Raw genomic sequence first — 25,339 nt, 5'->3', positions numbered from 1 at the left:
ACATGCAGTACGACGCAGTCACACAGGGCCAACTGGAAGAGCGGCGCGGCACCGACGCGCGCGTCCTTTTGTGGATTGAGGCCAAGAACCGCGAGACCGGCCTGCCCGAGGTGATCGGCTTCTGGTCTGGCGATGACCACCAAGACTTTCTGATCGATGGCGAGATCCGCACCTATTTTGGCGCGGGTCAGGTGATCGATGTGCCGCCGATCATCGTGGAGCCGGGGTTTCAGGTGCGCAACTACCGCGTGAAGCTACCGCCCTTCACCGAAGAGGTGAAAACCCTGATGCAGACCTATGAGCCACGCTTGGCGCGGGTGGAGATCCATTCCTGCCCGCTGGACATCGACAGCGGCGCGCCACTTGGCACGCCCGTGCGGTGCTTCAAAGGGTTCCTCAATCAGGCCCCCGAAGAACGCAAACAAGGCGACGCCAGCTACACCGAATTGGTGATGGTCACCAATGCCCGCATGCTGACCTTTGGGCTGCCGCTGAAGCGCTCGAGCGCAGAACTCAAGCGCCGCAACCCGGATGATCGGGGCCGCGAATACATCGACATCACCGGTCAATGGACCGTGCCGTGGGGGATGTGATGCAAGACAGACCCGAGATGCTGCTGCACTACCTGCGCGGTGTGCGCCTGCGCTGGAGCGGGTTTCGCCCCGGTCGGGTGGACTGCGCCAACTATGCCCACGGCTGGTACAAGCTGGTGACTGGAACCGACATCCGCGCCCGGCTCGGCATCGAGTACACCACGCTGCAGGAAGGCAAAGAGGCCCTGCGCGCCAAAGGCTACCGCGACCTTGCCGCGCTCGCTGCCAGCTACATGCCGGAGGTGGACACCGCCGACGCAGCGCTTGGCGATATTGCCGCCCTCAGCGATGGGTCTGAGATCATCCTCGGCATCATTGGCGGGCCGCAGGTTCATGTCCTCACGCTGGCCGGGCCGAGCGTTCTGAGCCGGTGCAAAGCCGAGCGGGTGTTCCGCCCATGAAGCGCCTGTTTGAACGCCTGTATCTGATCCTCTTTCTGGTGCTTTTGGCCTCCCCTGCTGCAGCCGATCCCATCAGCGCAATCGTCGCGGTCGTCAGCTCGTTCTTTGCGGGCGGGTCGGTCTTGGCAACGCTGGCCTCGGCCCTGTTGCGCTCGCTGGTCAAAGCCGGGATTTCGCTTCTGGTGGCCAAGCTGCGCAAGCGCAAGCAAAAGACCCCCGGCATTCAGTCCACCCACACGACCAGCGGCGGGACCGAGCCGCAGGCCACGGTCTTGGGTCGTTTCGCGACACGCGGGCATCTGGTCTATCAATGCAGCTATCATGAAAACAATGCATGGCTCGCGCATGTTGTCGAACTGGGCGACCTGCCCGGCGCAACCCTACGCAATCTCATCCTCGACGGGGTGTATGCCGACCTTGGCCCGGTCGATAGCCTTGGTCTGCGCCCGATCCTGTCAAAGACGGAAAACGGTATTCCTTACGGCTACATCGCCTTTTTCGACGGCACGCAAACCACCGCGCATAATCATCTTGTGAGCTGGCGCGGCGGCGCTGCCGACCGGCCATGGACCTCAGATCACATCCTGACCGGCACCTGTTATGCGGTGCTTTATTTCTACCGGCGCGATCACCTTTATCCCAGCGGCGTGCCCAGATACGCCTTTGAGCTGGACGGCCCGCCGCTCTATGACATCCGCAAAGACAGCACCGTGGGCGGCAACGGCTCCCACCGGTTCAACGATCCGGCAAGCTGGGATCAAACCACCAATCCCCTGGTCATTGCCTACAATGTCCTGCGCGGCATCGCCCTACCGGGTGGTGATATCTGGGGCGGTGGGTTTCCGGCTGAAGACCTGCCCTATTCTGAGTGGGCCGAGGCTATGGACGCTTGCGACCAGTTGGTCGCAGGGACTGGCCGCACGCAGTTTGAAGCCGGGTTTGAGGTCAAGTTTGAAGAGGCACCCGCCGACTTTCTGGAAGAGTTGTTCTCCGCCGCGAATGCCCAGATCGTCGAGACCGGCGGCTATTGGTATCCGATTGTCGGCAGCGCCACCGCCGCCTCGGCCACGATTTCCGATGAGGATGTTCTGATCTCGCAGGCGTGGCAGCACGACCCGTTCCCTGGCCTTGAAAACACCTTTAACGCGGTCACCACGACCTACACTAGCCCGGCCTCTTTGTGGGAAGCCTCCACGCTGGAAACCATAGTCAAAGACGAGTGGGTCGCAGAGGATGGCCGCCAGAAGCTCTTCGAGCTGAACCTGCCAATGGTCTACAGCGCCGAACAAGCGCGCCAGCTCACCGATGCGCTCTTGCGGGAAAACCGCCAGTTCCGAACTCACCGCCTGCCCTTGCCCGGTGAATACGCCCGCCTGCGTCCGCTGCAGAATGTGCATTTGAGCCTTCAGGACTACGGCTACGACGCCAAGACCTTCCGCATCACTGAGGCGGCTTATGATCTGCAGACGCTGAACGTCTCCCTCTCGTTGCGCGAAACCGACCCGACAGACTTTGACCCGGATCCGGGGCTGGAGCTGCCGGAGACACCGCACCCGACCGGCCCGATCCCAGTGACCGACGCGGGCGTGGTCGGCTTGGCCGTTGCCGGTGAGACCATCACGGCAGCGGATGGCAAGGCCCATGCGCCTGCAATCCGCATTGTCTGGGACGGTCGGCTGTCTGACACCTGCACTGGCCTGACCTTCCAGATCCGCGTGCAGGGGCGACCCGAAGCCGAGGCCGACACCGTCAGCACCACCAATGTCGCGGGCGGCAACTATCGCCACCACCCGGTGCAGCCGAATGCTGACTATGAAGTACGCGGCAAAGCCATTGCACCCACCCGGCAAACCAATTGGTCTGGGTGGCTGCCCGTCACAACGCCCAATGTCCGCATCGATCTTGATGATCTGGCGGATGAAGTCACCGAAGCCATCGACACCGCGCAGGCTGCGGCGGATTTGGCGGCGCAAGACGCTTCGCAGGCGCTACTGGATGCGGCGACGGTTCAGGACAATCTCACGAATGCGGTGGCGTCGCTTTCGGTGGATTACACTGCCGTGCAGATCGCCGCGCAAGCCGCAGAGGACGCACAGCTTGCGGCAGAGACTGCCGAGAACAGTGCCGCTGAACATCGTGGTGTTGTGGTGTCTACAGCCATCGACCTGCTGCCCTCCGATTTCCGTGACGATGATCGGTATTGGTCACATGCGCTTTCCGGTGATCCCGCCACCAAGGGCGGGGTGACCAGTGCCATTGGGTTCCGCGATGTGGCGGGGCAAGGGCGGGTTGCATGGGTGACAGCGGATCTGGCGGAGACCGCCCATCTAGCCCCCAAGGGCTATATCTCGCCCATTCTGGGGCGCAAGTACCGTATGACCATTGTGGCGCGTCACCTCGGTCCGCTTGGGGCGGGCACGCATTTCGGTTCGCAGTGGCGCAAGTTCGATGAGAATTATGGTTATGTGGGTTACTCCTTTCAACCCGCGACATTCTCGACACAGGACACTTGGGAGACCTTTGTCAGCGAATACACAATGTCGGGGGATGATGCGGCCTACCTGCTTGCATTTCCGTATTTCATTACATCCTATCAGAACCCATCCGCTGAAATCGAAATCGCCCGCGTCCTGATCGAGGATGTGACCGAAAGCGCGGGGGCTGCTGGCGCGGCCAGTGCTGCGGCCAACTCCGCCTCAGTGGCAGGGGTCAGCGAGACCGAGGCAGGCCAAAGCGCGGCTGCGGCTCAAACCGCAAAAACGGCGGCTGAAACAGCTCGCGCCGGGGCAGAGGTGGCCCAAACCACCGCAGCGACATCCGCATCTGATGCGGAAAATGCTGCGGCCAGTGCAGCCACCAGCGCCACCGTGGCCGCCCAGACCATCCAGAACCTGAATCTGACGCAAACAGATTTTCAGCGCATTCTTAGCGGCGTTTCTTCGCTGGATGGTAACGGCAGCGTGGAAACACCCGTAACCGGATCCGGGGTTTTGGGCCAAGATGGGTCAGTAATAACGGAAACAAGCGCCGGAATAATCGATACGGCAGGTAGCACCAACGGTGCGCGCATCGAGGTCCCGCAAGAACAGGCACTGCAATTTTCCGGCAACCGGGTGCGTGTCGATATTCTGGCCAAGCCCGCTGACAGCGGAGCAGCCGCCGGTTTCATCGCCGCCTATTCCACTTCCGACACAGGCAACAGTGGTCGGCAAGCCTTCGCGCTTCAGGCGGGGTGGAAGTGGTACAGCTTCTACTACGATGTGCCCACTGCCAACGGTGGCGGGTCTGACTGGATTGGCCTTTGGGGCGATAGTGCCAAGGCGGGCGGCAAAACACAGTTTGCCCGTGTATTGGTACGGATGGCCCCGCTTGCTGCGGATATCCCTGAGATTGCTCTTGTCCAGGCATCTGTCACTGATGAGGCGATAGCGCGCGCCACAGCGGTGGACGCTCTGACCTCAGTGCTGAACAGTCAGCAGTCGCAAATCGACGGGATCAGCAGCAGTGTCACGCAACAGGGCACCACGCTGGCCACAATAGATGGCAAGGTGCAGGCGATGACGGGCCTGACCGCGACAACCGTCGATGTGAATGGCGAAACCCGGATTAGCGGCATTCAAGCCACCAGCTACGCCAACCCGGATGGGTCCGGCGGATCGCTGTTGAAGCTGATCGGTGACGATGTGGTGGCCGAAGGTACTCTGTCGGTCAACAAGCTGGTGGTGGGCCTTGGTAAGAACCTTCTGGGCAACACGGATTTTGCGGATGGCCTGCAAGGTTGGGGCAACACGGACGGTCTTGGAAGTGGTTGGGAAGATGCTTCTATCGGCATTCGTGCGGCTGGCAGTTCATGGGCAGGCAAATACTACCCGACTTTGGTGGTGCATCAGCAAAGTGCGGGCACCGATGGTTATCTCGACATCACCTACCACCCCGTGATGGTCAACGGCGTGGCTCCCGCATACGGCGTCTCGATTTCAGATAACGTTGGATGGGTTGAGGCAAGCGTTTACGCCTCTGCGCATCGGTGCCTTGTTGCGCTGCGCATGGAGTTCAGGAACCACAATGGCGACGTGCTGTCCTACACACCGGTGCTGGCGACCGCAACTGCCATGTCTGATTCCGGAAACCCGGATAAGTGGCCCCGTCTTTGGGGTAAGGCTGCGGTGCCCACGGGGGCGGCATATGTGACAATCCATATTCGCAAGATGGCCACCAACGCCGGAAGCAACGACAGTTGGATGTTTCTGCACAAGCCTCAGCTTGCGGAAACCACCGGAGCCGCCAGTCAGCCAGCCCCTTACAGCCCGCAAGGCTCTACCCTGATCAACGGCAATCGCCTCGCCACGGGCGCGGTGACTGCCGAAAAAATCGACGTCAATGAGCTGTCGGCCATCACTGCAAACATCGGTCACTTCAAGAGCGCCGCCAGTGGTGAGCGCGTTGAGATCGAGGATGACCGTATCCGGGTGTTCGACAGTAGCGACGTCGCGCGGGTCGTCATTGGGAGGCTCACCTAATGTCCTATGGAATTGAGATGAGGAATGCGGACGGGTCTTTGGTTCTGGAAGGTCAGCAGACCCTGCCGCGCCGGGTGTTTCGCATCGGCTGGTCTACGACCTTCACCGGGTCGCTGGGCACCTTCCCAGACTTTGATGAAAACCGCGGGGCCTTGATGATGGCCCCGCTGGGGTTCCGCTACACCATCTATGACAATTTCGTACATGGCGAAAATGCAGGCCCCTACGCCCGCAGTGGCGAGTTCTTTTACAACCCTATCTCCATGCCGACCCTGCACTGGGACAATTCCACCAAGGAACTGAGCGCAGTGGCCGGGGAAACCTACGGCACCAATGCTGTGTTTCTCTGGTTCGCTTGGGGCATTCACTACAGGTAGTTTTGAAATGGCTTATGGGATCACTCTGCAAAACGATCTCGGTGAAACAATCACCGAGTATGAGGATGTTCTTTTTGAAATGGACAGTGGCGTTACTCGCCGACTGCCGACGCTGCCCAACGCCCCGGAGTTTGACAAACACTTGTTTTACAACTGGGCGACCTCTTGGGGCAGCAACCCAAAGGTGCCCCGCTTTGAACAGATTGCAAAGGGCACCAAGTGGATCACAACAGGCCAGACGCAGGATCTCTATAAGATCCACCGTGTCTTGACCGGCAATGACGATTGGCCCCTAAACACCTTTCCCTTTGTGAAAATGCCGACTGAGGGCATTTGGGGCATGCTGGGGGTGCCGTTTCGGTATCCCAGCAATGGGCCACGGGTCATGATGTGGGCGGTTGGAACAGACGCCACGGGCCTGCCCTTTAAGATGGCCGGTGACAATCTGCCCGCCAATTTAAGCGGCAATTACGGCATGCAGATCCGCAAGCCCAGTGGTGCAGTCGCCTTTGACAGCCGCGCCAAAATGATCTCGCTCGCGGGGCATTTTTACATGTCTCAGAGCGACATGGTGGCTGTTTTGGAAAACGGGGCCACCCGCACTTACAACATCAGCTCACCCGCGCCCGGCTCATTTGTCTGCGCGCCGCATTACACCTCGTTTCTCTACACGGGATCGGGGGCGGTATGGGTGCCTAGGCTACGTCAAACCGACGACACCACGTTCATTTTGGACCGCATCGAAATAGCCGAACTGCGCCCCGGTTTGGTTCCAGACGTCGGATATGCAGGGGCATTCTTCCACGACACGACCGTCATGGTCGCGCGTAACATCTAACCAAAGCCACAGGAGAATTGGCATATGACCGAAGTCACCCCAACCCCATCTGAAGAGCCGTTTGTGTCCACCATCCCGCAGATCGCAGCGGTGCAGCAGATCATCGCTGATCTCGATACGATCCCTGACACGGTGGATGGCTTGGACATGCGCCAATTCAAGCGCATGGCCGCTGCAAGCGGGGCCACATTCGTCACCAATCTGACAGCGGTTCTGAAGCTCGGCACACCTTCAGCGTAAGGGCTATTTAAGGGCCTTTGAGGGGGCTTATATGCCCCTTCAATCCCATGTTCAGTCATCAACTCAAAGCTATGAAATGCCAATTAATTCAAAACGACTGCAACAGGCTTCAAGATCGCTGAAAGCAGTTAGAGAACCTGATAAGTACAAGAGGTCAACACACCGAGGAGGAATGACCGATGTGGAGTGACATTCAAAGTATCTTGGATTTCGAAACCAGTTTGCTGGTGATGATTGCGATTGGCTACCTGAGTTTTCGCATCGCCTATGTTGAGCGTATTCAAGAAGAAAACACTACGCAGACAGTATTCCTCAGTGCGTGTTTCGCGGCACTCTTTCAGACCGCCGCCAATTTTCTATCTCTAGTCAATTTCTCGTCCAAACAGCTTCCTGAGATTGCCGTGATAGGCCTTTCAGCGCTACTGACGCTACTTATCGCCATCTGGTGGCGAAGGGACGGAATGAAGCGCTACGCGAAAATGTGGAAATCTACCGGCGGAAATCACTTGGATGGATTGCATACGGTTTTAGACACCATTCGTACCGGCTCGGACTTCAAACCTACAACGTTGCTGGTGGCCGTTGATGATGGACCATTCCTTTATTGCTCCAATCTCGGGGACTTCAAGAACTTCCCTTTCGGTCCGTGCTTAATAGGCGGAGACGGATCCATAGCCATGTATGTCACACATACGATGCCTTCAGGTGGTAAGAACTGGGAGGAAACTGAGGACCACGCGCGAAATCAAATAACTATCATTCCGGCCAATCGAGTTAAGCTGATTGAAACACGCGTGGCCCCTTAGATCACTTCTTGGGTTTGGGTGGCGGAGGTGGACTCTTACCTGTTTCGCCCGGAGACGGGTTAGTGGTACCCCATGGGATGGGTTGGCCGGTCCCTGTTAGGACCGTAGTCCCAGGCGAAGGTTGAGACGAATTGATTGAGATTTTGTCAGTTGGTTCGCCTTTGGGAGGTTTATCATTCATGTGTATCTCCTAGTTGGCGGGCAGCAAAATACGCGCCCACTGCTAACAAGGCACGATTCTAGTTCACCGGAAAAGAGCAATCAGGCTGGCTCCAATACTGTTCAACCGACTACTCCGTAGGTAATGTTACTCTGGAGAAGGCTGCAAACGCCCCTGCTACCCAAGTTCGGTCAAATTTAGGCAGACACCTATACTCGGGCCAACTGATTTCGAATTGCCAAACTTAGTTGGCTCGTAGCTTTTCGATCATTTCATCAACAAGGGCATAGCCTACCCGCGACAGATGGCGGCACGTCAATAGCCTTCCGGCCTTCCAGTTTGTGAGGTGCTTTGCTGCTGGAACTCCATGAGCGATGATCACCTTCGGATTAAGTGTCGTAAGCAGGTAGTCGAAGGCCTCTGTGCTGCTCTTCGGCATGTTCGACATGGAGGTTGAGGGGGTCGCGAAAATATTGGTTTCCAATACACCCGGTATTTGTTCTGCGATCCGATCAATGCGAAGGCGTGTAGCCGAAGGCCCCTTGCCACGTCTCGCCCGTTCGTCGTCATAGTCTTTACGCCATGCATCAAGATCAAACCCGTGATCAGTTGACCAAAAGCGCCACCAGTTACCGCCAGTGGTTGCAGCGTTATACCCTACAATCCATACGCTGCAGGAGGCGGGTTTACCCCTACAGACGAAGGGCCTTTGTTCACTAGGACGACCAATAATCTCAGCAAGCCGTGTTTCAAAATCACTCATAAGGAGAAGTCTCTAAGCTACTAGGGTTAGCGCAGTCTTAAATTGGTGGATCGAGTGGTAGCTAGGGCATGCCCCTTCGCTATCGTGGGGTGAAGCATGACTGTTCGCCCTGACTTCAAAGTAAGGATGTCACCACATGGTGTGCTCGAGGCAGCCTTAAACGCCCCTTCAATCCCACCTCAACCCAAAATCTGGTTGCTGTAAAAAAGTCCGTAAATCACTGCAAAAAAGTCCGTCACGCTACAACAACTGTGGGGTGAGAGACTTATTTACAGTGATGCCGGAAGAGCTCCGCAGTGGTCGGAAGACTTCGGAAAGTATACAAAACAAGGCCTTAGCGGCCAGATCTTCATATAATGGGCAATTATGTTGAGTTTTGCAGTAAAGGCTCGAAACAGCTCAGAGGCTGTACGCGGAGCGCCATGCGGTGAACTAGAGCACTCGCTACTTACACCACACGAAAACCCTTTTAAATAAGGCTTAAACGTCCCGCGAGCGACCTTAAATACCTGTCAAAATTGGATGTGAAGCACTACAGGAACTGGGACCAAGCTCGCCCAGTTTGAAACGAAGGACCCAGAAACGCCTTTTTAATTACATCACAATCACTTGAATGCTATTGGGCGCGCGAAGGGGTGTTTCGTTCTGGGACCTATTTTTATCAACACGTTGCAAACCTTTCCAACAGTGCACTCAACTGCTTTGCGCAGTTTCCGGACGTTTCCAAACAGAACTAACAGACAACCTAGATCGGCCTACGGCTCCTCAATTTAGCCTCAAGACGTTCAGTTCAACTCGCGAGAACTGTCGTTAAATTGCTCTGGTTTAAGGATGCCAGCGCTCGCCGACTGCAGCTCGTTCATCTTCTCGACGGGCGTCCCATTCATAACCTTCTGCAATGGATTTGAGGCTTTCTGACAAGCGAGGGTGGGAACTACCATATCTTGTAGCCAACTCTCGATAGCGACCGGCCAGTTTGCGTTCTTGTGCCCCACCATCGTAGGGATAACGGCATGTCATACCTCGAGCATTGCGGACCCCCACACAGAAATATTCTCTTAGTCCAGCGTGTTCGGAGCGATCTAGGTAATCTAAGACGACGTTAGGTAGCCAGTTAGCCCAAGGGCGTGATCGGGCCATTTTCGCAAGCAGCGCTGAAAAATGAATTTCAGCTAATTCATTGCGTCCAGCATCAACAGCAAGCCGGAAAGCGGTATCGGTCCATGCGATGAAATCATCCGGACACATAACACCATCATCATCGCAGCCGGGGACTTTTCCCCACCCCTCCAGAGTATGATAGGCTAAATCTTCAAAAAACTTCTGTCTCTCGACGGAATGCTCTTCTAGCTCTACTTGGTCCGAACCATCGCTGCGGGGATAGCGCCAACACAACATCTCAACGAAATACTGGGGGTCACAAGCAAGCTGTCGGTGGATAGCCAGCGTTCGCTTGTGACGTTCAGATCCGTGCGTGCGTAGAATTCTTACAAAGGGAAGTTCAAGATAGGCGATTTGATCGTCTGAGATCGCTTCCTCTGCGTCTAGTAGTTGAAACACCTCACCCAGTGCGTGCGAGTTTAGAGAAGGCCCGTTCGGTTCCTCTCCGCGAACAACTGCTTGAAGGATTTCTACCCACCGGGCGGCTGATAATTTGTCGACAAACAAACAAAAGGTTGAAAATGCTGATTTTGGTCGCTGGTGTCTGAGTAGCTTTTTAGCTGCGTACTCCATTTCGTCGAGTGGCGTGTCATCGTAAATGCGTATTGATACCGAGTTCCAGAATGCAGAAGCTGCATCTTCGCCCAAACTTTCCGCCACATTCCAACCAATCGAATGACCAGGAAGGTGTTCGGCAAATCTCAAGCGCTCCGCTTCACAATTCAGAGCTCCTTGAGCCTCTAAGCCAGCCACAACTGCGGCAAGATCGATCCTTCCTGCACTCCACAGCAGTTGCCCTAGAAAAGCACTGGATCGATCATTTGTCTCGGATTGTAGTGCAGCGGAAACCCAATATGTCGCCATCGGTACAGCGGCATCTTGAGAGACTAAAACTTCAGCTACCAACTCAGGGTGCTTCACGCTGAGCGCAAACGGGAGTATCGTGTCTTCTCCCAATTGCTCCCTGATGTCAGCAACTGCCTCTCGTCGGCGTTCTTTGACGCGTTTGTCTCTCTCCTGCCATGACAAACGCCCACTTTCTTCGTCATCCAATAGAGCACGCCACTCGACGAAAGAGTTTTCAAACAGCCAGCGATGGCGGGCAGTCGGAGACTGAGGAAGCAACGCCTTTTCCATGCGCCGAAACGCGGATGACAACTGTTCGTCCTCGTCAACTTCCTGAAACACTCGATGAACATCGCACTGGCGGAGGTTATGCCGTAGCTCAGCCTTGTCTTCATCGGTTGCTGCCTGTGACCAATTCTCCACCTCTATTACCAAGCGTGATAAGTCATCGGAACACAAGCACGTCGCAACATCTAGCAACCGTTCAAGCTCTGACTTTTGAAAAGGAGCCATGTCGAGCAGTATGCGGCTGGCTTCAACCTCCGCCATGCGAACATCCGAAATTGTCGGCGTCGGCACTTCGGCATCCAGCACACGCCATTTCGGTCTCGCAGTGCGTGAAGCGGCATTCATGCCATTTCTTGGAAGAAGAGAGACGCAAACGTCCATTACAGGATGCCGGTACCGCGCTGACAAGCGGCGCAAAATGGACATCTTCTGATCCGCTCCAAGAGTTGTGGCAGGAAGCCAAGCTAAGAATAGCGAACGAGCAGTCGATTTTGGTGAATTTGACCAATTGTCTTTGACCTCCAATCTTCGAAGGTCAAAAACAATCTCCACGACGCGCGAAAAGTGGTCGGGATTCCAGGCCAATAGTTCAAGCGCCCAAAGCAAATTCGTCCGTAGGCACTCTCCGCTTACGACGCCTTCAGTGGTTCCCATGATAGCGCGTATTGCAGGTTCAGGCTCTAGAAGCTCAGCTTCAAGGCAATCAAGAAACGCAGACGGAGATGCCTCCGCAAGTGCCCGCAAATGTCCCCGGATGGAGAGCCATCGTTCTTCGTCAGCGCCTTGCATTAGGCTACGAACAACTTGCGCAGCGCGATAAGAGAGGTCGGCTACTAACCTGTCACCGCAGATCTCTGCACCGTAAACGGATAGAATGCACAATGCGTCGCCAAGACCTGAAAGAAGCGCACCCGAAAAACTTCGCGAACGCCCCAGAACACTAGCCATGTACCATTGATCTTGAGGCAGGTCTAAAGCGGGGTCCCTTTCCCCTAGTAGTTCAGGTAAAAGCTGGAAGAAACGATCTAGATCGCCTCGATCTATGTACTGCCCTACTGCAAAAAGTGCGTCGATTTGTGAAACAACTACGTTCACATAGCCATAGCGCGTAATTGGTGCATCATTCAGAGCCAGAAGATCGTCTCGAATTGTTTCTGCCTCACCTTCCCGAAAATCACCCAACAACTCGAGGATCGTGCGATCATCTATGTTGTCCCGCTCAACCCATGAGCCAGCCAATGCAAACGGTAGTACACGTTTTGCCAACGTTCGATTGCGAGCCCAAGTCGGTTTTCGAACATCAGGGTCTTTTGACAAATCACGGCGCAAAACAGGAATAGAATATCCGGTTTTGCGCCCCTTGCTTTCCGCCTCATCGTGCGAAAACCCCATTTTTTCAAGTTCTGATATGAACTTGTCCGATGGGACATGAGACAACGAGAGCGGCTCTCTGACATCCATACGCCCCTTTGGATAAGGACGGACAATAGTGAGTTGAGATCTGTTGCCGAAGTCTGGGTCATCCCCTTCCTCAACATCAGCGATGATGATCAGCCGCTTCTCGCTATGGGGTATAATAGCGTTTCCAGAAGTAACTACGCAGACCCTATCTAGAAGTTCGCTATCGTTTTCCTCTAATAGTGACGCGATAGTAAATGCGACAGCTTCCTTTCTATCATCCGCTTGAACCGACACAACTGCCTCTCCACTACGTAACTTTAATAGTAGCGTGGCCCGTTCATCGTATTTGCGTGAGGAAACTAATCTTGGAGAGATTGCAGGTTGTGAAGCAGATGCCCAACTTTGCCACCATTCTTTGGGACTAATCAGTCCGGGCGAAACTATCTCTTCAAGCAACGTTGTCTGCTGGCGTTGTTCAGCTTGAATTTTAGCAAGACTTTGGCTGATAACTTGCTCATAAGCTGGGCGAAGTTCATCGCAGACGGCACGGTCAAGTAGCAACTCGTGGAGGATCGGCGTAACTACTCGACGGAAACCGTCTTTAGCTGTGTCCAAACCGTAATCCGGGTGCCCTTCACTGTACTCCAAAAGGCGCTCCGTGAGTACATCAGCATCCCGGTTGCTGGCTATAATTGCCTCTGCCGAAATATCCGATCGTTCAATCATCTGCGGAATGAGTATACGTTGACTTGGTGTTAAATGCGTCTTCTCAAGCGCAAATTCCAACTCTCTTTCCACCTTCGCGACAATTTCACGGGGCTTACCCGATTTCATCCTTACTAACTCTAGCAAAGACCCTATTCCGGTCATTGAGGCACCCATCACAGCCACAGGGCCTGTCCCGCTGGCAAGTCCTACAGCAGCAACCAAAATGTTGGCAGAGTGAAAATATTTGCTCGCGCTTTTCATAGTCGATCGCCTCACCCGAATGCTGTTTATCGCCGGTTCGCTGCAACGATAGCGTGTGGATCAAACCCAATACAACTGCTATCCATGCCTTTTCTCCGTTGCGTTCAGGTGCTGAGAAATTAGCTCATTCCTTCAAATCTCAGTTTTTTAAGAGAGTATTACAGCTGTTTTGGCTCACCCACGAAGCTAGGTTGTATTGACAAAGCCGCCGTGTGAATCACTTTTGTCAACACAACCTAGACTGACTGGAGCTCCCAGATAACTCGAAAAATCAGATCCTCTAGAGAGCGCGCGGCCCGAGCGTTGTGCTAGCTGCAAGTGCGCCCTCCGAAACCGACACCATGCGCATATCAACACGAATAGGTTACCTAACGAACAGTATAGCGGTGGTTCATTCTAGACATCACTCTCATCCCCCTTGATTAATATGTAGTCATTGAACGACACTCGATTCGTTGACAAAGGTATTTTAGGAGTATGAGAATTGGATATATTGAAGTGGATCGCCTACGCGAGTTGGGTCGTGGCTGGGTTGCTTATTATTCTAGGCATCAGCAACGAGGACATATTTATCATTTCATCAGGGATTTCTTGCGGAATTTCAGGTGTTTTGTTCTATGCTCTCGAAAGAGTGGTCTCCCTATTGACCGATATCCGTGACTCCCTATCGGGAGAGAAGGCTACATCTAAACATATAGCGCGAGAAGTGTCTGAGATTGCGCCCCCTGAGCACAACAGACAAGCTGCAGAGAAGCCAGTTCGCACACTTTCAGAAATATCGGCGGACTTGGACAAGATGAAAGCGCGTCTCAACGACCACTGAAACCAACATGACAAGATAGACTGGAGGGTAGCCCGTTGGTGAAAAAAGAAAAACCCGCTAGAGAACGTGCCGCTAGGGCGCTGTGTGAGTTGCAGGGCTATCCACCAGATATAAAGATGGAGGGCAGTCCGATGTGGAGGTCTTTCCTTGAAGAATCCGATGCTGTTCTAATCGCGGCACTTTCGGATGGTGACTGGGCGAAGTTAAGTGCGGAAGACCTCGATTAGGATCGACCGCAGCAGGCCTCACAAACACATTCAATAGTTGCATTGTTGACACGCAGCCTCGAGCACCGGTCTCGCGCTACAACATTCCGTTGTGCAAACCAGTCATGTTTCCCAGTTTTGCGGCTCAAGCAAGAATCGCTTTGGAGACAAACGTGAAAACTAAGATAATTTTGCCGTTGGTATTGGTAGCCGGGCTGGCGGCCTGCGCTCAGTCGACGGTTCAACCTATGTCACAAGACACATTCAAAATTTCCACTACAGCCGCACCTGCTTGTGGCCCCAATGGAGCACGAAATGTTGCGTTCAAGACTGCAGCAATTGAAGTAATCCGCCGGGGTGGTGATAAATTCGTTCTGACTGGAGATGCGGCCCAATCTGATTTCTGGAGTGGAAGCCACAATCAATCCATGGTGGTCAGAGTAATCCCCGAAAACAGCCCCGCAGCTCGCAACGCACTGTCCGCCCGCAAGCAACTGGGTGACAATTGGCAAGAGCTTGTGACAGAAGGCGCACCCACAACCTGCCAGTAATGTAACTACAGTCGGGACCATCGAGTTGGGCGTTTCGCGCCCTACTCTACTACCACTTTACCACTCATGCATCGAGGCAACCACACGTCCGACGACGCGCACGCCATCGGCTTCGGGTGTCTTGATCTCAATGGGCGCATACTGGGCGTTGCGGCTCACCAAGCGGACGGTGTCGCCGGGCACGTACTGGATCCGTTTGACAAACAAGTTGCCTGAATACTGAACCGCATAGATCTTGCCGTCCGACAAGTCCGTGTTGGCAAGGTCGATGAGCACCAAGTCCCCATCGTTTAGATCCGGCTCCATGCTGTCGCCGCGCACAGAAATGACTGACAGAGTGTCGGGTTTAAGACCACGTTTCCCCAGCCACTTGCGGTTAAACGCATAGGACTGCGCCGCATCTTCGCTGGCGACCTCGCTGCCGTTCCCTGCAGAAGCTTCTACTTGGTGCCTTCTGATTTGTACGAACTCCGAATCCTCATGAGCACCATTTTTAGTACTTACACACTCTGCATCGACATATTTCGGCTCGATGCCAAATATCAGCCAGTTTGCGGAAACACCAACTTTGGCATTCAACAACTCTAATACTTGAGCATTTGGAGATGATTTCTCCGCTAGATAGTTCTGTATCGTCCTATAACTAACACCAACATAAGAGCAAAACTCTTTTAAATTCATCGACTTATCATAAGCCAACTCTCTCAAGCGATCTGCAAGCACCAAAATTTTCCATTCTAACTTGATAAACACCAATATTGGTGTATGTTGGTGTTGTAAGGACACGACGCAAGGCGGCATCGCGAGGTAACAATGCCAAATTTTAGAAAACCGTTCCAGCCCGGAGCGATCCTGCACGAAGTGATTGTTGGCGCTTTTCGGTCTGCTGGCACCAGTTTTGAGGTTTGGTGCAAGGAAAATGGGGTCCACCCCAGCACCGCGAGAACAGCGACCTACGGTCAATCCGGCGGCGCGCAGGGTCGCGCTCTTTTGAAACGGATCATTAGCGCGGCAGGCGAAGACCTTGTTACCGCAGGCTATTCCAAGCGCATGATCGCAGAAGCATCGCATTTGTCTGAGGCCACCGACGACGCGAAGGCCTCGAGCTGATGTACCAGTTTCGCAAATCCCCACACCAAGACGCCACCACTCAGACGCAGTCCGGGGCATTTGCGACCACCGGGGCTGAGGTCCCGGTCGCACCAGACCGCGTCCAACACGCACTCACGCTGCGCGCGGTCTGGTCCAAGTTTCGAGCGGCAGAACGCAGATTTTCAGCCAGCATTTGGGGCGACGCCCTTGGATGTGCCTGCCTCGCCATCATTCTCATCGGCCTGCTTTTCCTACCGCTGATTATCGAACATTGAACGAGGACGAATAAGCCATGGCGGCAAAGATCATTCAGTCGATCACCGAATTGCCGGTTGATGACATCCAGATGGGCACGCGGTTGCGGCCAGTCTCAAAGGCCGGAGTGGAGGCCATCAAAGCCTCAATCACCGAACTTGGCGTGATGAAAGACGCCATCCACGTCCGTAAACACAAGCGCAGTGGCAAGATTGAATTGCTGGCAGGTGCGCACCGCCTCACCGTCGCTCAAGAGTTGGACTGGCCGACCATCAAGGTAGTGTGCTGGGACTGTAATGACGACTTTGCCCGGCTCATGGAGATTGACGACAATCTTGCCGGGGCAGAACTCACGGCGCTGGACACTGCGGTGTTTCTTGCAGAGCGCAAGCGGGTCTATGAAAAGCTACACCCCGAAACGCGTAGCGGGGTTGCAGGTGGGCTTGCCCGCCACGGTCTAGCAAACGACACGATGTCGTTTGCTGCCGCAACCGCAGAGAAATTTGGAATTTCCGTCCGGCAAGTAGAGCGCATTGTTCGCGCTGGTGGCTCAATTGAAAAAGACGACGCCCACCGCCTGCGCTCCTCTGAACGCCCTGTAACCCTCAACGACCTCACCGAACTCGCCAAAATTGGCGAGGTCACAGAGCGCAGCCGCGTCATCGACCTGCTAGCCGAGGGTAAAGTCAAAAGCGCCAAAGATGCGCGCAAGACTTGGGCCAGTGAGCAAAACCGGGGTGTCACGCCCCCGATGAACAACACCGAAAAGACATGGCAACGGCTGCAGGACGCATGGAAGCGGGCCAGCAAAGCGGGACGTGTGACCTTCCTCGAAGAACATGGGGATGAGGTGCAGGCGCTGCTCGACGAGATCCGCGAGGGGCAAGCCTGATGGAGACCCCGACACAAGAATGGTGGAGCGCTGCGGAGATTGCAGACGCGCGCCTGCCCGACCTGCCCACAACCAAGCGCAAGGTCAATCAGCGCGCCAAGGATGAAGGCTGGGACCGCCAGCCCGGTAAGATCCGCCGCCGCAAAGGCAAAGGCGGCGGGCTGGAATATCATTATTCCCTGTTCCCGATCCGCGCCCGCCTGTCCCTGATCGAACAGCCCGCTGAGGAGCCAGAACCAAAGCGCAGCCGCGAGGCCGCTTGGGCCGATTTCGACAGCCTCAACGCCAATGCCAAATCCAAAGCCGAACTGCGCCTGCAGGCGGTGCGCTTGGCCGCCGAATGCGAAGGCGCGGGCATGACCCGATCCGCTGCAGTTGCTGCCGTAGCGCTGCGCGTCGATGCCTCGGAGAAATCCATCTGGAACTGGCTCTCGCTGATCGAGGGCGTGGCCGAGGCGGATTGGCTGGCCTATCTCGCCCCCAAGCCGACCGGGGGCAGAGGCAAGGTTGCGCCACTGGACCCTGAGTTTTTCGCCCTGATCCGTTCTGATTGGCTGCGTCTGGAAGCCCCGTCGCTGACATCCTGCTATGATCGGGCAAAGCGGGTCGCCAAAAAAGAAGGCCTGCCCATTGCCCCGATCCATCGGGTGCGCAAAGCCATTAAAGAGAAGGTTTCCAAACCCACCGAGATTTTCCTGCGCAAAGGGGCGGAGGCGCTGCGGCGCTACTATCCGCATCAAGATCGCGACAAGAGCGCCCTCAGCGCGCTTGAGTGCATCTGCGGCGACTATCACAAGTTCGACGTGTTTGTGCGCTGGCCCGGCGAGGCGCTGCCCGTGCGCGTGCAGGGCGTGTTCTTTTCCGACATCTACTCGGGGAAAATCCTCTCTTGGCGGCTTTCCCTGACCGCCAACAGCCACACAGTGAAGCTCGCGCTTGGCGATCTGATCGAGCGCTATGGCATCCCAGATGCGGCACTCCTCGACAACGGGCGCGAGTTTGCCTCGAAGGCGATAACAGCTGGCACAGAAAAACGGTTCCGCTTCAATGTGCTTAAGGATGATGCACCGGGTCTCTTACCATTGCTCGGCGTCAATGTGCATTGGGCCACGCCTTACTCCGGCCAGTCCAAACCCATCGAACGCGCGTTCCGCGACCTGTGTGACCGGGTGGCAAAACACCCCGCATTCGAGGGCGCATATACCGGCAACAAACCCGACGCAAAGCCGGAGAATTATGGCAACCGCGCGGTGCCGCTGGAGGAATTCATAGCGGTCCTCACTGAGGAAATCGAAGACCACAACGCACGCGAAGGCCGCCGCAGTGAAATAGCGTTTGGGCGGTCGTTTAATCAGGTGTTTGAGGCCTCTTACAAGAGCCGCCCAATCCGCAAGGCCACCGAAGAACAGCGCCGCCTCTGGCTTATGGGGGCCGAAGGGCTGAATGCCAGCGCCAAGAATGGTGAGCTGAAACTGATGGGGTCGCGGTATTGGGCCGAGTGGATGTACCGCATCGCCGGGCAAAAAGTGGTCGGGCGCTTTGACCCGGACAACCTGCACGCCGGGCTGCATGTCTATGACCTCGAAGGGCAATACATCGGCCATGCGGCTTGCGTCGAGCGCGGCGACTTCCTCGGTGTTGAGGACGCCCGCGAACTGGCCCGCAAGCGTAACCGTTTCATCCGTGCAGCCAAAGAAGAAGCCCGCGCCAGCCGCGAATATTCGGCAGCAGAGATTGCGGCCCGCTTGCGCGCTGCAGGCCAAGACCTGCAGCCTGACGCACTCCCCGAAGCCGAGGTAATCCGACTGGTCACCCCGCACGACAAAGCGCCCAAGACACCGCGCTTGCAGCAGACGAACCACGACCAAGATCAAGATCACGAAAACCGGCTGGAGGCGCAAATCGCGCGCCTCGAGGACCGCCGCAAACCGCAGCCGAATGATGACGACCCCGAGGTGCAATTCAATCGGTGCATCGAGTTGGAACGGCTCGATGCAGAAGGCCATCCGCTGACCGAGGAACAGCGCAATTTCATGCAGGATTATCAGAGATCCGCCCAATACCGGAGCTTTCTGCGCATGCGCAAAGCTCTGGGCAGCGATGAATAAGGAGAGCAGAGCATGACACCAAGCATCGCCCCGCTGCGCAATGTCGCAGCACTGATTTCACTGGTTGAGCGCGTGCAGGACCGCTCCATAGGCCTGCCGGGAATGGCGGTATTTTACGGCCCCTCCGGCTGGGGGAAGACCACCGCCACCACATTCGTCACCAACGAATATCAGGCCTACAATGTTCAGGTCCTGAGCTGCTGGACGCCGAGCTACTTCCTGCAATCCATCATGCGCGAGATTGGCATTAAGCCGGTACGCGGGGTGCCTGCGATGGTCGAAGCCATTGCCGCCCATCTGGCGCGCGCTGACCGCCCGTTGATTGTCGATGACGCACAGTACCTCACCAAGAACAAAAAGCTGATCGAACTGGCACGCGACCTCTACGAGGCCAGCCAATCAACGGTCATTCTGGTCGGTGAGGAAGAGCTGCCCCAGCACCTGACCAAGTGGGAAAACATCCACAACCGCCAGCTTGCATGGGAACCGGCCCTCGCCTGCAACCTGTCTGATGCGGAAAAGCTGGTGCAGATCTACAGCCCGGATGTGGCGATTGAGCGGGATCTGCTGTCTGAGATTGTCGACGCTTCAGGCGGTTCCATCCGCCGGGTGGTGACAAACATCGACCAAGCCAAGGAACTGGCCCGGTCACGGGGCACCAGTCGCGCCGATCTGGCACTTTGGGGTGACCGGGTATTTGCAACCGGCCAGCCACCTGCTGTGCGCAGGCTCGCCTCAGCAAGCGCAGCCCCTGCCCCGCGCAAAAGCCCCACCCTTCGCGTTGCGGAGGCCGGGAAATGAAACACGTTTTTCGATCCGATATGGAGGCCTCTGCGTGGCGCGCTGCGCAATCGCTGAAACAGATCCACTGGAGCGACCTGCTGGCGTTTGGGATCGTGCGCTCCACCGCCAAGAAATTCGTGAACCGTTGGGCAGATGCGGGCTTGATCGCCCGCGTTGAAACGGATGACAGCCGCAAGGTCTACGTCCGCACTGATCTTGCGCCAACCGCACCCGCAGTATCGCCCAGCTATGACGACAGCGCCGAAGGCAACATGTGGCGCAGCATGCGCGGTCTGCGCGTATTCTCCGCAACCGACATTGCCGCGCATTCCAATGCAGGCGGCGTGAAGGTCTCGGTCGCCCAAGCGCGGGCCTACTGCCGCCTGCTGGTGCAATCCGATCACCTCCGGGTTCAGCAGACCGCAATCAGCGGCAAGCGCGAGGCCAAGTTCAAACTGATCAACAATAGCGGCCCCGTCGCGCCGAAGCCGCGCAGGGTCAAAGGCGTATTCGACCCCAACACCGCCGATTTTGTCTCACTGGATAAGGAGGTGCTGCTGTGACCACAGACACATTCGCAATGAACAAAGCCAGCATCGGCTGGGGCGGCAACATTCCCGATTGGGTGGAAGCACTCGCAACCGAGTGCGACCTGACCAGCCAAGCCAAGACCGCAACGCGCCTTGGCTATTCAGCGGGAGCGGTGAACCTCGTTTTGAGCAACCGCTACGGGGCCAGCACCGATGCCATCGAGCAATCTGTGCGCGGTGTGCTGATGTCGGAAAAGGTCGCCTGCCCCGCCCTTGGCGAGATTGGCAAAGATGTGTGCCGCAAATGGCGTGAGCGCTCCAAGACATTCTCCGCCGCCAACAGCCAGCACGTCAAGATGTTCAAAGCCTGCCCTAAGTGCCCGCATTTTCAGGCCAATAAGTGAGCGCCTGACCGCGCCCATTTGGCTGCCCCAAGTAACCAGACCCACCCTGAACAGGAGTACAGGCGAATGACCGAGCAGCACGCTCAAACCACCACCCCTTCCCGCCAACCTGCACATGTGCCCGGCGGCGAGGAAACCATCAACGGCATCTCATACATGCGCAATGCCCAAGGCGATCTCCGGCCAACTGAATTGGTCAAGCCGCAGGACAAACTGCAGGACCAAACCGTGCGCGGAATCATCGGCTATGCTCTGGCACTGAGCGACGAGGTGAGCCGTTTCAAGGCCCATACGTTTGAGGACATAAGCGCCTTTGAGGCCATTCTGGCCGGGCAATACGATGCGACAGTGGGCGGCAAAAAAGGCAACAAGACCCTGATGAGCTATGACGGTTTGTTCAAGGTTCAGGTGCAAGTCGCGGATCTAATCGACTTCGGCCCCGAGCTGCAAATCGCAAAAACACTCGTGGATGAATGCCTGACGGAATGGGCTGCCGATGCGCGCCCGGAAATCCGCGACATCGTCACCCGCGCGTTCAACACCGACAAAGCCGGTCAGATCAACCGCTCTGAAATCTTCATGCTCCTGCGTCTGGAAATCGAAGACGAGCGCTGGCAGCGGGCCATGCAGGCGATCAAGGACGCCATCCGCGTGGTCGGCTCCAAATCCTACGTACGTTGCTATCAGCGCGCCGCGCTCGATGCGGCGTGGAAAGCCATTCAGATCGACTTGGCGAAGGCCTGAGGAGGACATCACCATGCAGATTGCAAAGTTCATGGATGCAGCGCGGGTGCCAATGCCCGCAGACCACGACGACCGGCCAATCTCAGGCGGTGTTGGTAGCGTGCTTGCACGCGGCTACCCGGCTCAACTGGCGCAGATGAATGTGGACCATCTGCTTATGACCGCAGGCCCGGCTGAGCTTGCAAGTCTGGCGGAGCGTTGGGGGATCCCAGCGCATATCGTTGTCCGCCGCAGCAAAGCGCTGATCGGGCAAGCGGCCCATCAGATCGCAAAGCGGCGGGAGGGATGAGTGATGGCAATGACCCCGGCTCAGATCAACGCAGACCTCGCCAAAGCCTTTCGCTGCTACGCCTCCAAGCAACGCCGTGCAGGGTTGGTGCTGGGAAACCGTCTCGCAGTTCTGCGACAGGAAGCGGCTCTGGCACATCTGGACCCGCGCGAATTTGAGCAGATGGCGCGCGCACATTTGGACATCACGGACACCCGGATGCGCTCGGACGTGGCAACTTTCCACCCGGTTGCCGCTATAGCAGGCGAGGCCTCCTGATATGAGCGCCGCATTGAAACGCAAGATCCACCTCGGCTGCCGAGAGCTGGGCCTCGACAATGAGGCCCGGCGCGATCTGCAACTGGTCGTGACCGGCAAAGCCTCGATGACCGATATGACCGAGGCCGAATTAAAGGCCATGGTGAAGCGTCTCGAAGCAGACGGGTTTAAACCTGCAAGCGGGACAAAGAAAGCGTTCAAGCCCGCTCCGCGCGCCGATCTTCGGCTGGTCCACAAGCTCTGGGGCGAACTCGGGCGCTCGGGCCAGCTCCGCGACAAGAGCCGGGCGGGACTGAACCGTTTTATCCGCGCCCGCTTTGGCGATCACTGGGCCATGGTGCCCGCTGACGTCGATATGCTGACCGACTGGTCCCAGATCGATGCGGTGATCCAAGCATTAAAAAGCTGGGGCCAACGCGCCGGGATCGACTTTGATTGGGAGGCGCACCGCAAATGAACCAGCGCTGCCAACAGCCTGAGGGCAAATTGCCCCTTTCATATCCAAAGCCGACTGCGCAGGTGGAGCCCTATGTGCAAGCATTGGGTTTAGAGGACGCCTTGAAGTTCATTAAGGCGTTTGGCGGCACAGAAATCTATATCGCGGTGCAGCCCAAGTCCCGGTCTCAGGTTGTTGAGGTGGTGGGGTATGCGAAAGCGCGCATCTTGGCTTCCGTTGCTGAAACTCTCCCTCGGCGGGTTCCCTTGGCTAAACAGTGGCGCGCGCGTGTCTACGCATCAAAAGGATTGCGAAACGCGGAGATAGCACGCATGTTGGGCGTGACTGACGAAACGGTCAGGGCTTATCTTCGGAATAACGGCCCGCCGACCGACCCCAATCAATTCGACTTGTTTGACTGACCAGCCCCCAAACCCTTGGGGGCGTTTTTCGTTTTGAGCCTCAGCCATTCTGAAACCTGCAAAGCAGGTTCGGAAGGCGGCGAAAATGACGTTTAAAGACGGTATTCTAGAGGGGGTTCAATACACCCCCGCGACCCACATGGGCGGCGGCATCTCCCCTTCCCTCGTCATCCTCCACGATACCGCCAGCAGCCTGTCTGAAGGCAGCGCTGCCGACTACCTGCAGGACAATGACGCCAAGGTCTCGGTTCATTTTGTGATCGAGCTGAACGGCAAGCTGCGCCAGCTCGTGCCAATCAATCGCCGCGCCAATCATGCAGGCGCATCCAGCTATCACGGGCGCAAAGGCTGCAACAATTTCAGCATCGGTATCGAGTTGGTCAATCCGGGCAAGATGCGCGCCGCCGGGGCAAATGGCATCACATGGTTTGGCGCAACCGTAGAAAACGACCAGCCCTACACCGTGGAAATCGCGGAGACGCCAGAGCATGGCCGGGGGATGTGGATGCACTACCCCGAGGCACAACTCGACACGCTGATCTGGCTCCTGCGTCTGCTGTTCGCGGAGTGCGAAACGCTGCAGGACATTCGCGCCCATTGGTACGTCTCGCCGGGGCGCAAAGTGGACACAAACCCGCTGTTTCCGATGGAGCAAATCCGCTCTCACATCCTTGGCCGGGATGACCCGGCGGAAGACGAGGCAAACCGTGTCAGCCAGCCCGCAAGCCTAAACGAGCTGGTTATCACCAGCAGCAACGGCGACACCCTGAACATGCGCCGCTGGCCGAGCTTCAATCCCAACGTCATCGCCAAAATCCCGGATGGCACCCCCGTGCCGGTTCTACGGCGGGGCACCTTCGACGGTCGCGATTGGCTGCAGGTGTTCTACGCCGGTCAAGAGGGTTGGATCGTGGCGAGCTATGCCGACCCCGTAACCTACGCCCTTCCCCGCTAAAGGAGCATCCCCCGTGAAACAGAAAGACACGATCCTGCAAATCCTCGGCGGCATTGCCCCCACGATTGCAACCGCCCTCGGCGGCCCGCTGGCCGGTGTCGCCACCAAGGCGCTCGCAGACAAGCTGCTCGACCGCCCGGATGCAACCGAGGCAGAGGTTGAGGCGGCAATCCTTGGAGCCAGCCCTCAAGACCTCCTGAAGCTGAAAGAAGCCGAAGCCGATCTGGAACGCCACCTAATCGATGCGGGTATTGAGATAGAGCAGATCGCGGCCAATGACCGCGACAGCGCACGCAAACGCCAGATGGCGCTGAAAGACCGCGTTCCCGGCATTCTGGCGGCACTGGTGCTGATCGGGTTCTTTTCGGTCATCGCGTACCTTCTGAAATACGGCCTCCCCCCTGCCAGCGCAGAAATCCTTGCGCTTCTGATCGGGGGCCTCTCGGTCGGCTTTACGCAGATCCTGAACTACTACTTCGGGAGTTCCGCTGGCTCGAAAAACAAGGACGTGATGATCGAGCGGATCAAGGCCACTTCGGGGGCCAAGCCCTGATGCTGTTTGACCCGACTGTCACGCTGGGAAACCTCTTGGCGGCGCTGGCTTTGCTGGTGTCGCTTTGCACCACAGTGTTCGCATGGTTCGCCTCGCGCCGCTCCAATGTAGAAGCGCGGTTTCAGCGTGTGGATGAGCGTTTCAAAGAAGGCTCTGACCGTATGGACAGGCAAGAGGGCCGCATCGCGCGCGCTGAGCAATCTATCCAGTCGCTGCCCGGCAAAGATGACATCCACCAGATTGAGCTATCACTCGCAAATTTGGCGGGCACCCTGCAACGCGTCGAGGCGGTCATGGAAGGCAACCAGAAAATCATGTCCCGCCTCGAGACCGTCGTCACCCGCCACGAAGACCACCTTCTGAACAAATAGGACCGCTATGAGCTACGCCGACGAGTTGCGCAAACACGCCCGCATCGCCATTCTCCGCTTTCTGGAGGACGCCCCGAAATACACCTCCAACGTCTCCATGCTGGCAACGCAGCTTCCGCGCGTCGGGATTGCGTTCACCCGCGATCAGGTGACGACCGAGGCGCATTGGCTCGCTGAACAAGGGCTTGTGGAGGTGGAAGACCACGCAGGCTTTCTGGTTGTTGTTGCGACCACGCGAGGCGTGGAAATCGCCCAAGGGATCGCCCGTCACCCGGACATTCAGCGCCCGCGTCCGGGAGCGTGA

The 25,339-nt window shown here is 56.7% G+C and carries 28 protein-coding genes; 25 read left to right on the top strand and 3 right to left on the bottom strand.

All coding sequences use genetic code 11. The features are described 5' to 3' along the window. The first annotated feature begins 2 nt into the window (after positions 1–2). From K529_RS04085 to K529_RS04055, 7 genes are all read left to right on the top strand, one after another. Positions 3–593 carry a hypothetical protein gene (locus tag K529_RS04085; protein ID WP_005650796.1) on the top strand — a complete coding sequence of 197 codons (591 nt, stop codon included), beginning with the start codon at positions 3–5 and terminating at the stop codon, positions 591–593. Further along, entirely contained in the window at positions 593–994 is a 402-nt protein-coding gene (locus tag K529_RS04080; RefSeq protein WP_227512308.1) for a DUF6950 family protein, read from the top strand. The genes K529_RS04085 and K529_RS04080 overlap by 1 nt, the downstream gene beginning before the upstream one ends. After that, on the top strand, positions 991–5,514 hold the full coding sequence (locus K529_RS04075) for a phage tail protein (protein WP_065317473.1): 4,524 nt from the start codon (positions 991–993) through the stop codon (positions 5,512–5,514). Before K529_RS04080 ends, K529_RS04075 begins: the two co-directional genes overlap by 4 nt. After that, positions 5,514–5,891, top strand: a complete 378-nt coding sequence (locus tag K529_RS04070; RefSeq protein ID WP_005642732.1) for a hypothetical protein — start codon at positions 5,514–5,516, stop codon at positions 5,889–5,891. The genes K529_RS04075 and K529_RS04070 overlap by 1 nt, the downstream gene beginning before the upstream one ends. Before the next feature lie 7 nt (positions 5,892–5,898). After that, complete coding sequence (locus tag K529_RS04065; protein WP_065317472.1) at positions 5,899–6,729, top strand: hypothetical protein; 831 nt, start codon at positions 5,899–5,901, stop codon at positions 6,727–6,729. A gap of 24 nt (positions 6,730–6,753) precedes the next feature. Then, on the top strand, positions 6,754–6,969 hold the full coding sequence (locus tag K529_RS04060) for a hypothetical protein (RefSeq protein ID WP_005624028.1): 216 nt from the start codon (positions 6,754–6,756) through the stop codon (positions 6,967–6,969). A 179-nt stretch (positions 6,970–7,148) separates the two neighbouring features. Then, entirely contained in the window at positions 7,149–7,775 is a 627-nt protein-coding gene (locus K529_RS04055) for a hypothetical protein (protein WP_046002892.1), read from the top strand. A 404-nt stretch (positions 7,776–8,179) separates the two neighbouring features. Here the strand turns inward: K529_RS04055 and K529_RS23425 are convergent, their stop codons facing one another. Then, positions 8,180–8,698 carry a hypothetical protein gene (locus K529_RS23425; RefSeq protein WP_065335401.1) on the bottom strand — a complete coding sequence of 173 codons (519 nt, stop codon included), beginning with the start codon at positions 8,696–8,698 and terminating at the stop codon, positions 8,180–8,182. A gap of 825 nt (positions 8,699–9,523) precedes the next feature. After that, positions 9,524–13,363, bottom strand: a complete 3,840-nt coding sequence (locus K529_RS04045; RefSeq protein WP_005615290.1) for a hypothetical protein — start codon at positions 13,361–13,363, stop codon at positions 9,524–9,526. 484 nt (positions 13,364–13,847) lie between these two features. Here K529_RS04045 and K529_RS04040 point away from each other — a divergent pair, with 484 nt between their 5' ends. Together K529_RS04040 and K529_RS04035 are read left to right on the top strand one after the other, a co-directional pair. Continuing rightward, positions 13,848–14,186 (top strand): hypothetical protein, encoded by a 339-nt coding sequence (locus K529_RS04040; protein ID WP_005615288.1) that lies wholly within the window; start codon positions 13,848–13,850, stop codon positions 14,184–14,186. 331 nt (positions 14,187–14,517) lie between these two features. Next, a complete protein-coding gene (locus K529_RS04035; protein ID WP_227512324.1) occupies positions 14,518–14,943 on the top strand; it encodes a hypothetical protein in 426 nt (141 codons plus the stop codon). Positions 14,944–15,000: 57 nt separating this feature from the next. Here K529_RS04035 and K529_RS04030 read toward each other — a convergent pair whose 3' ends face one another. Beyond that, positions 15,001–15,666, bottom strand: a complete 666-nt coding sequence (locus K529_RS04030; protein ID WP_227512325.1) for a LexA family transcriptional regulator — start codon at positions 15,664–15,666, stop codon at positions 15,001–15,003. Positions 15,667–15,756: 90 nt separating this feature from the next. Between K529_RS04030 and K529_RS04025 the strand changes: the two genes are divergently transcribed. The 16 genes from K529_RS04025 to K529_RS03950 all read left to right on the top strand — a co-directional run bounded on the left by K529_RS04025 (position 15,757) and on the right by K529_RS03950 (position 25,339). Then, entirely contained in the window at positions 15,757–16,053 is a 297-nt protein-coding gene (locus K529_RS04025) for a hypothetical protein (RefSeq protein ID WP_005615279.1), read from the top strand. Then, on the top strand, positions 16,053–16,310 hold the full coding sequence (locus tag K529_RS04020; RefSeq protein ID WP_005615276.1) for a hypothetical protein: 258 nt from the start codon (positions 16,053–16,055) through the stop codon (positions 16,308–16,310). The genes K529_RS04025 and K529_RS04020 overlap by 1 nt, the downstream gene beginning before the upstream one ends. Before the next feature lie 17 nt (positions 16,311–16,327). Next, positions 16,328–17,182, top strand: a complete 855-nt coding sequence (locus K529_RS04015; protein ID WP_005615274.1) for a ParB N-terminal domain-containing protein — start codon at positions 16,328–16,330, stop codon at positions 17,180–17,182. Beyond that, a complete protein-coding gene (locus K529_RS04010) occupies positions 17,182–19,290 on the top strand; it encodes a transposase domain-containing protein (RefSeq protein ID WP_005615272.1) in 2,109 nt (702 codons plus the stop codon). Before K529_RS04015 ends, K529_RS04010 begins: the two co-directional genes overlap by 1 nt. A gap of 12 nt (positions 19,291–19,302) precedes the next feature. Next, complete coding sequence (locus tag K529_RS04005; RefSeq protein ID WP_005615268.1) at positions 19,303–20,091, top strand: AAA family ATPase; 789 nt, start codon at positions 19,303–19,305, stop codon at positions 20,089–20,091. Continuing rightward, on the top strand, positions 20,088–20,636 hold the full coding sequence (locus K529_RS04000; RefSeq protein ID WP_005615265.1) for a hypothetical protein: 549 nt from the start codon (positions 20,088–20,090) through the stop codon (positions 20,634–20,636). Before K529_RS04005 ends, K529_RS04000 begins: the two co-directional genes overlap by 4 nt. After that, positions 20,633–21,007, top strand: a complete 375-nt coding sequence (locus tag K529_RS03995) for a hypothetical protein (protein WP_005615263.1) — start codon at positions 20,633–20,635, stop codon at positions 21,005–21,007. The genes K529_RS04000 and K529_RS03995 overlap by 4 nt, the downstream gene beginning before the upstream one ends. A 66-nt stretch (positions 21,008–21,073) precedes the next feature. Further along, positions 21,074–21,751, top strand: a complete 678-nt coding sequence (locus tag K529_RS03990; protein ID WP_005615260.1) for a DUF3164 family protein — start codon at positions 21,074–21,076, stop codon at positions 21,749–21,751. 13 nt (positions 21,752–21,764) lie between these two features. Then, complete coding sequence (locus K529_RS03985) at positions 21,765–22,040, top strand: hypothetical protein (protein WP_005615257.1); 276 nt, start codon at positions 21,765–21,767, stop codon at positions 22,038–22,040. Positions 22,041–22,043: 3 nt separating this feature from the next. Then, a complete protein-coding gene (locus K529_RS03980) occupies positions 22,044–22,298 on the top strand; it encodes a hypothetical protein (RefSeq protein ID WP_005615256.1) in 255 nt (84 codons plus the stop codon). Position 22,299: 1 nt separating this feature from the next. Next, complete coding sequence (locus tag K529_RS03975; RefSeq protein ID WP_005615255.1) at positions 22,300–22,755, top strand: gp16 family protein; 456 nt, start codon at positions 22,300–22,302, stop codon at positions 22,753–22,755. Then, positions 22,752–23,156: a MalT transcriptional regulator family protein gene (locus tag K529_RS03970; protein WP_005615254.1), complete on the top strand. Its 405-nt coding sequence runs from the start codon at positions 22,752–22,754 to the stop codon at positions 23,154–23,156. The genes K529_RS03975 and K529_RS03970 overlap by 4 nt, the downstream gene beginning before the upstream one ends. Before the next feature lie 85 nt (positions 23,157–23,241). Continuing rightward, positions 23,242–24,111: an N-acetylmuramoyl-L-alanine amidase gene (locus K529_RS03965; RefSeq protein ID WP_005615253.1), complete on the top strand. Its 870-nt coding sequence runs from the start codon at positions 23,242–23,244 to the stop codon at positions 24,109–24,111. A gap of 13 nt (positions 24,112–24,124) precedes the next feature. Next, positions 24,125–24,664: a hypothetical protein gene (locus K529_RS03960; protein ID WP_005615252.1), complete on the top strand. Its 540-nt coding sequence runs from the start codon at positions 24,125–24,127 to the stop codon at positions 24,662–24,664. Further along, positions 24,664–25,035: a DUF2730 family protein gene (locus K529_RS03955; RefSeq protein WP_005615251.1), complete on the top strand. Its 372-nt coding sequence runs from the start codon at positions 24,664–24,666 to the stop codon at positions 25,033–25,035. The genes K529_RS03960 and K529_RS03955 overlap by 1 nt, the downstream gene beginning before the upstream one ends. Positions 25,036–25,042: 7 nt before the next feature. Then, positions 25,043–25,339 (top strand): VpaChn25_0724 family phage protein, encoded by a 297-nt coding sequence (locus tag K529_RS03950; RefSeq protein ID WP_005615249.1) that lies wholly within the window; start codon positions 25,043–25,045, stop codon positions 25,337–25,339.

Origin of the sequence: Tritonibacter mobilis F1926 (genome assembly GCF_000376545.2) — a bacterium.
GTDB classification, from domain to species: Bacteria; Pseudomonadota; Alphaproteobacteria; order Rhodobacterales; family Rhodobacteraceae; genus Epibacterium; species Epibacterium mobile.
This window is presented reverse-complemented; position numbering and strand designations above follow the sequence as displayed.

Bases quoted from the DNA above. Each gene is read 5' to 3' on its own strand.
- K529_RS03990 (WP_005615260.1), top strand. From the start codon at position 21,074: ATGACCGAGCAGCACGCTCAAACCACCACCCCTTCCCGCCAACCTGCA.
- K529_RS03980 (WP_005615256.1), top strand. From the start codon at position 22,044: ATGGCAATGACCCCGGCTCAGATCAACGCAGACCTCGCCAAAGCCTTT.
- K529_RS04055 (WP_046002892.1), top strand. From the start codon at position 7,149: ATGTGGAGTGACATTCAAAGTATCTTGGATTTCGAAACCAGTTTGCTG.
- K529_RS04065 (WP_065317472.1), top strand. From the start codon at position 5,899: ATGGCTTATGGGATCACTCTGCAAAACGATCTCGGTGAAACAATCACC.
- K529_RS03985 (WP_005615257.1), top strand. From the start codon at position 21,765: ATGCAGATTGCAAAGTTCATGGATGCAGCGCGGGTGCCAATGCCCGCA.
- K529_RS04060 (WP_005624028.1), top strand. From the start codon at position 6,754: ATGACCGAAGTCACCCCAACCCCATCTGAAGAGCCGTTTGTGTCCACC.
- K529_RS04080 (WP_227512308.1), top strand. From the start codon at position 593: ATGCAAGACAGACCCGAGATGCTGCTGCACTACCTGCGCGGTGTGCGC.
- K529_RS04015 (WP_005615274.1), top strand. From the start codon at position 16,328: ATGGCGGCAAAGATCATTCAGTCGATCACCGAATTGCCGGTTGATGAC.
- K529_RS04085 (WP_005650796.1), top strand. From the start codon at position 3: ATGCAGTACGACGCAGTCACACAGGGCCAACTGGAAGAGCGGCGCGGC.
- K529_RS04000 (WP_005615265.1), top strand. From the start codon at position 20,088: ATGAAACACGTTTTTCGATCCGATATGGAGGCCTCTGCGTGGCGCGCT.
- K529_RS03955 (WP_005615251.1), top strand. From the start codon at position 24,664: ATGCTGTTTGACCCGACTGTCACGCTGGGAAACCTCTTGGCGGCGCTG.
- K529_RS04045 (WP_005615290.1), bottom strand. From the start codon at position 13,363: ATGAAAAGCGCGAGCAAATATTTTCACTCTGCCAACATTTTGGTTGCT.
- K529_RS04035 (WP_227512324.1), top strand. From the start codon at position 14,518: ATGTTTCCCAGTTTTGCGGCTCAAGCAAGAATCGCTTTGGAGACAAAC.
- K529_RS03950 (WP_005615249.1), top strand. From the start codon at position 25,043: ATGAGCTACGCCGACGAGTTGCGCAAACACGCCCGCATCGCCATTCTC.
- K529_RS03970 (WP_005615254.1), top strand. From the start codon at position 22,752: ATGAACCAGCGCTGCCAACAGCCTGAGGGCAAATTGCCCCTTTCATAT.
- K529_RS04070 (WP_005642732.1), top strand. From the start codon at position 5,514: ATGTCCTATGGAATTGAGATGAGGAATGCGGACGGGTCTTTGGTTCTG.
- K529_RS04010 (WP_005615272.1), top strand. From the start codon at position 17,182: ATGGAGACCCCGACACAAGAATGGTGGAGCGCTGCGGAGATTGCAGAC.
- K529_RS04020 (WP_005615276.1), top strand. From the start codon at position 16,053: ATGTACCAGTTTCGCAAATCCCCACACCAAGACGCCACCACTCAGACG.
- K529_RS03965 (WP_005615253.1), top strand. From the start codon at position 23,242: ATGACGTTTAAAGACGGTATTCTAGAGGGGGTTCAATACACCCCCGCG.
- K529_RS03975 (WP_005615255.1), top strand. From the start codon at position 22,300: ATGAGCGCCGCATTGAAACGCAAGATCCACCTCGGCTGCCGAGAGCTG.
- K529_RS04025 (WP_005615279.1), top strand. From the start codon at position 15,757: ATGCCAAATTTTAGAAAACCGTTCCAGCCCGGAGCGATCCTGCACGAA.
- K529_RS04005 (WP_005615268.1), top strand. From the start codon at position 19,303: ATGACACCAAGCATCGCCCCGCTGCGCAATGTCGCAGCACTGATTTCA.
- K529_RS04075 (WP_065317473.1), top strand. From the start codon at position 991: ATGAAGCGCCTGTTTGAACGCCTGTATCTGATCCTCTTTCTGGTGCTT.
- K529_RS23425 (WP_065335401.1), bottom strand. From the start codon at position 8,698: ATGAGTGATTTTGAAACACGGCTTGCTGAGATTATTGGTCGTCCTAGT.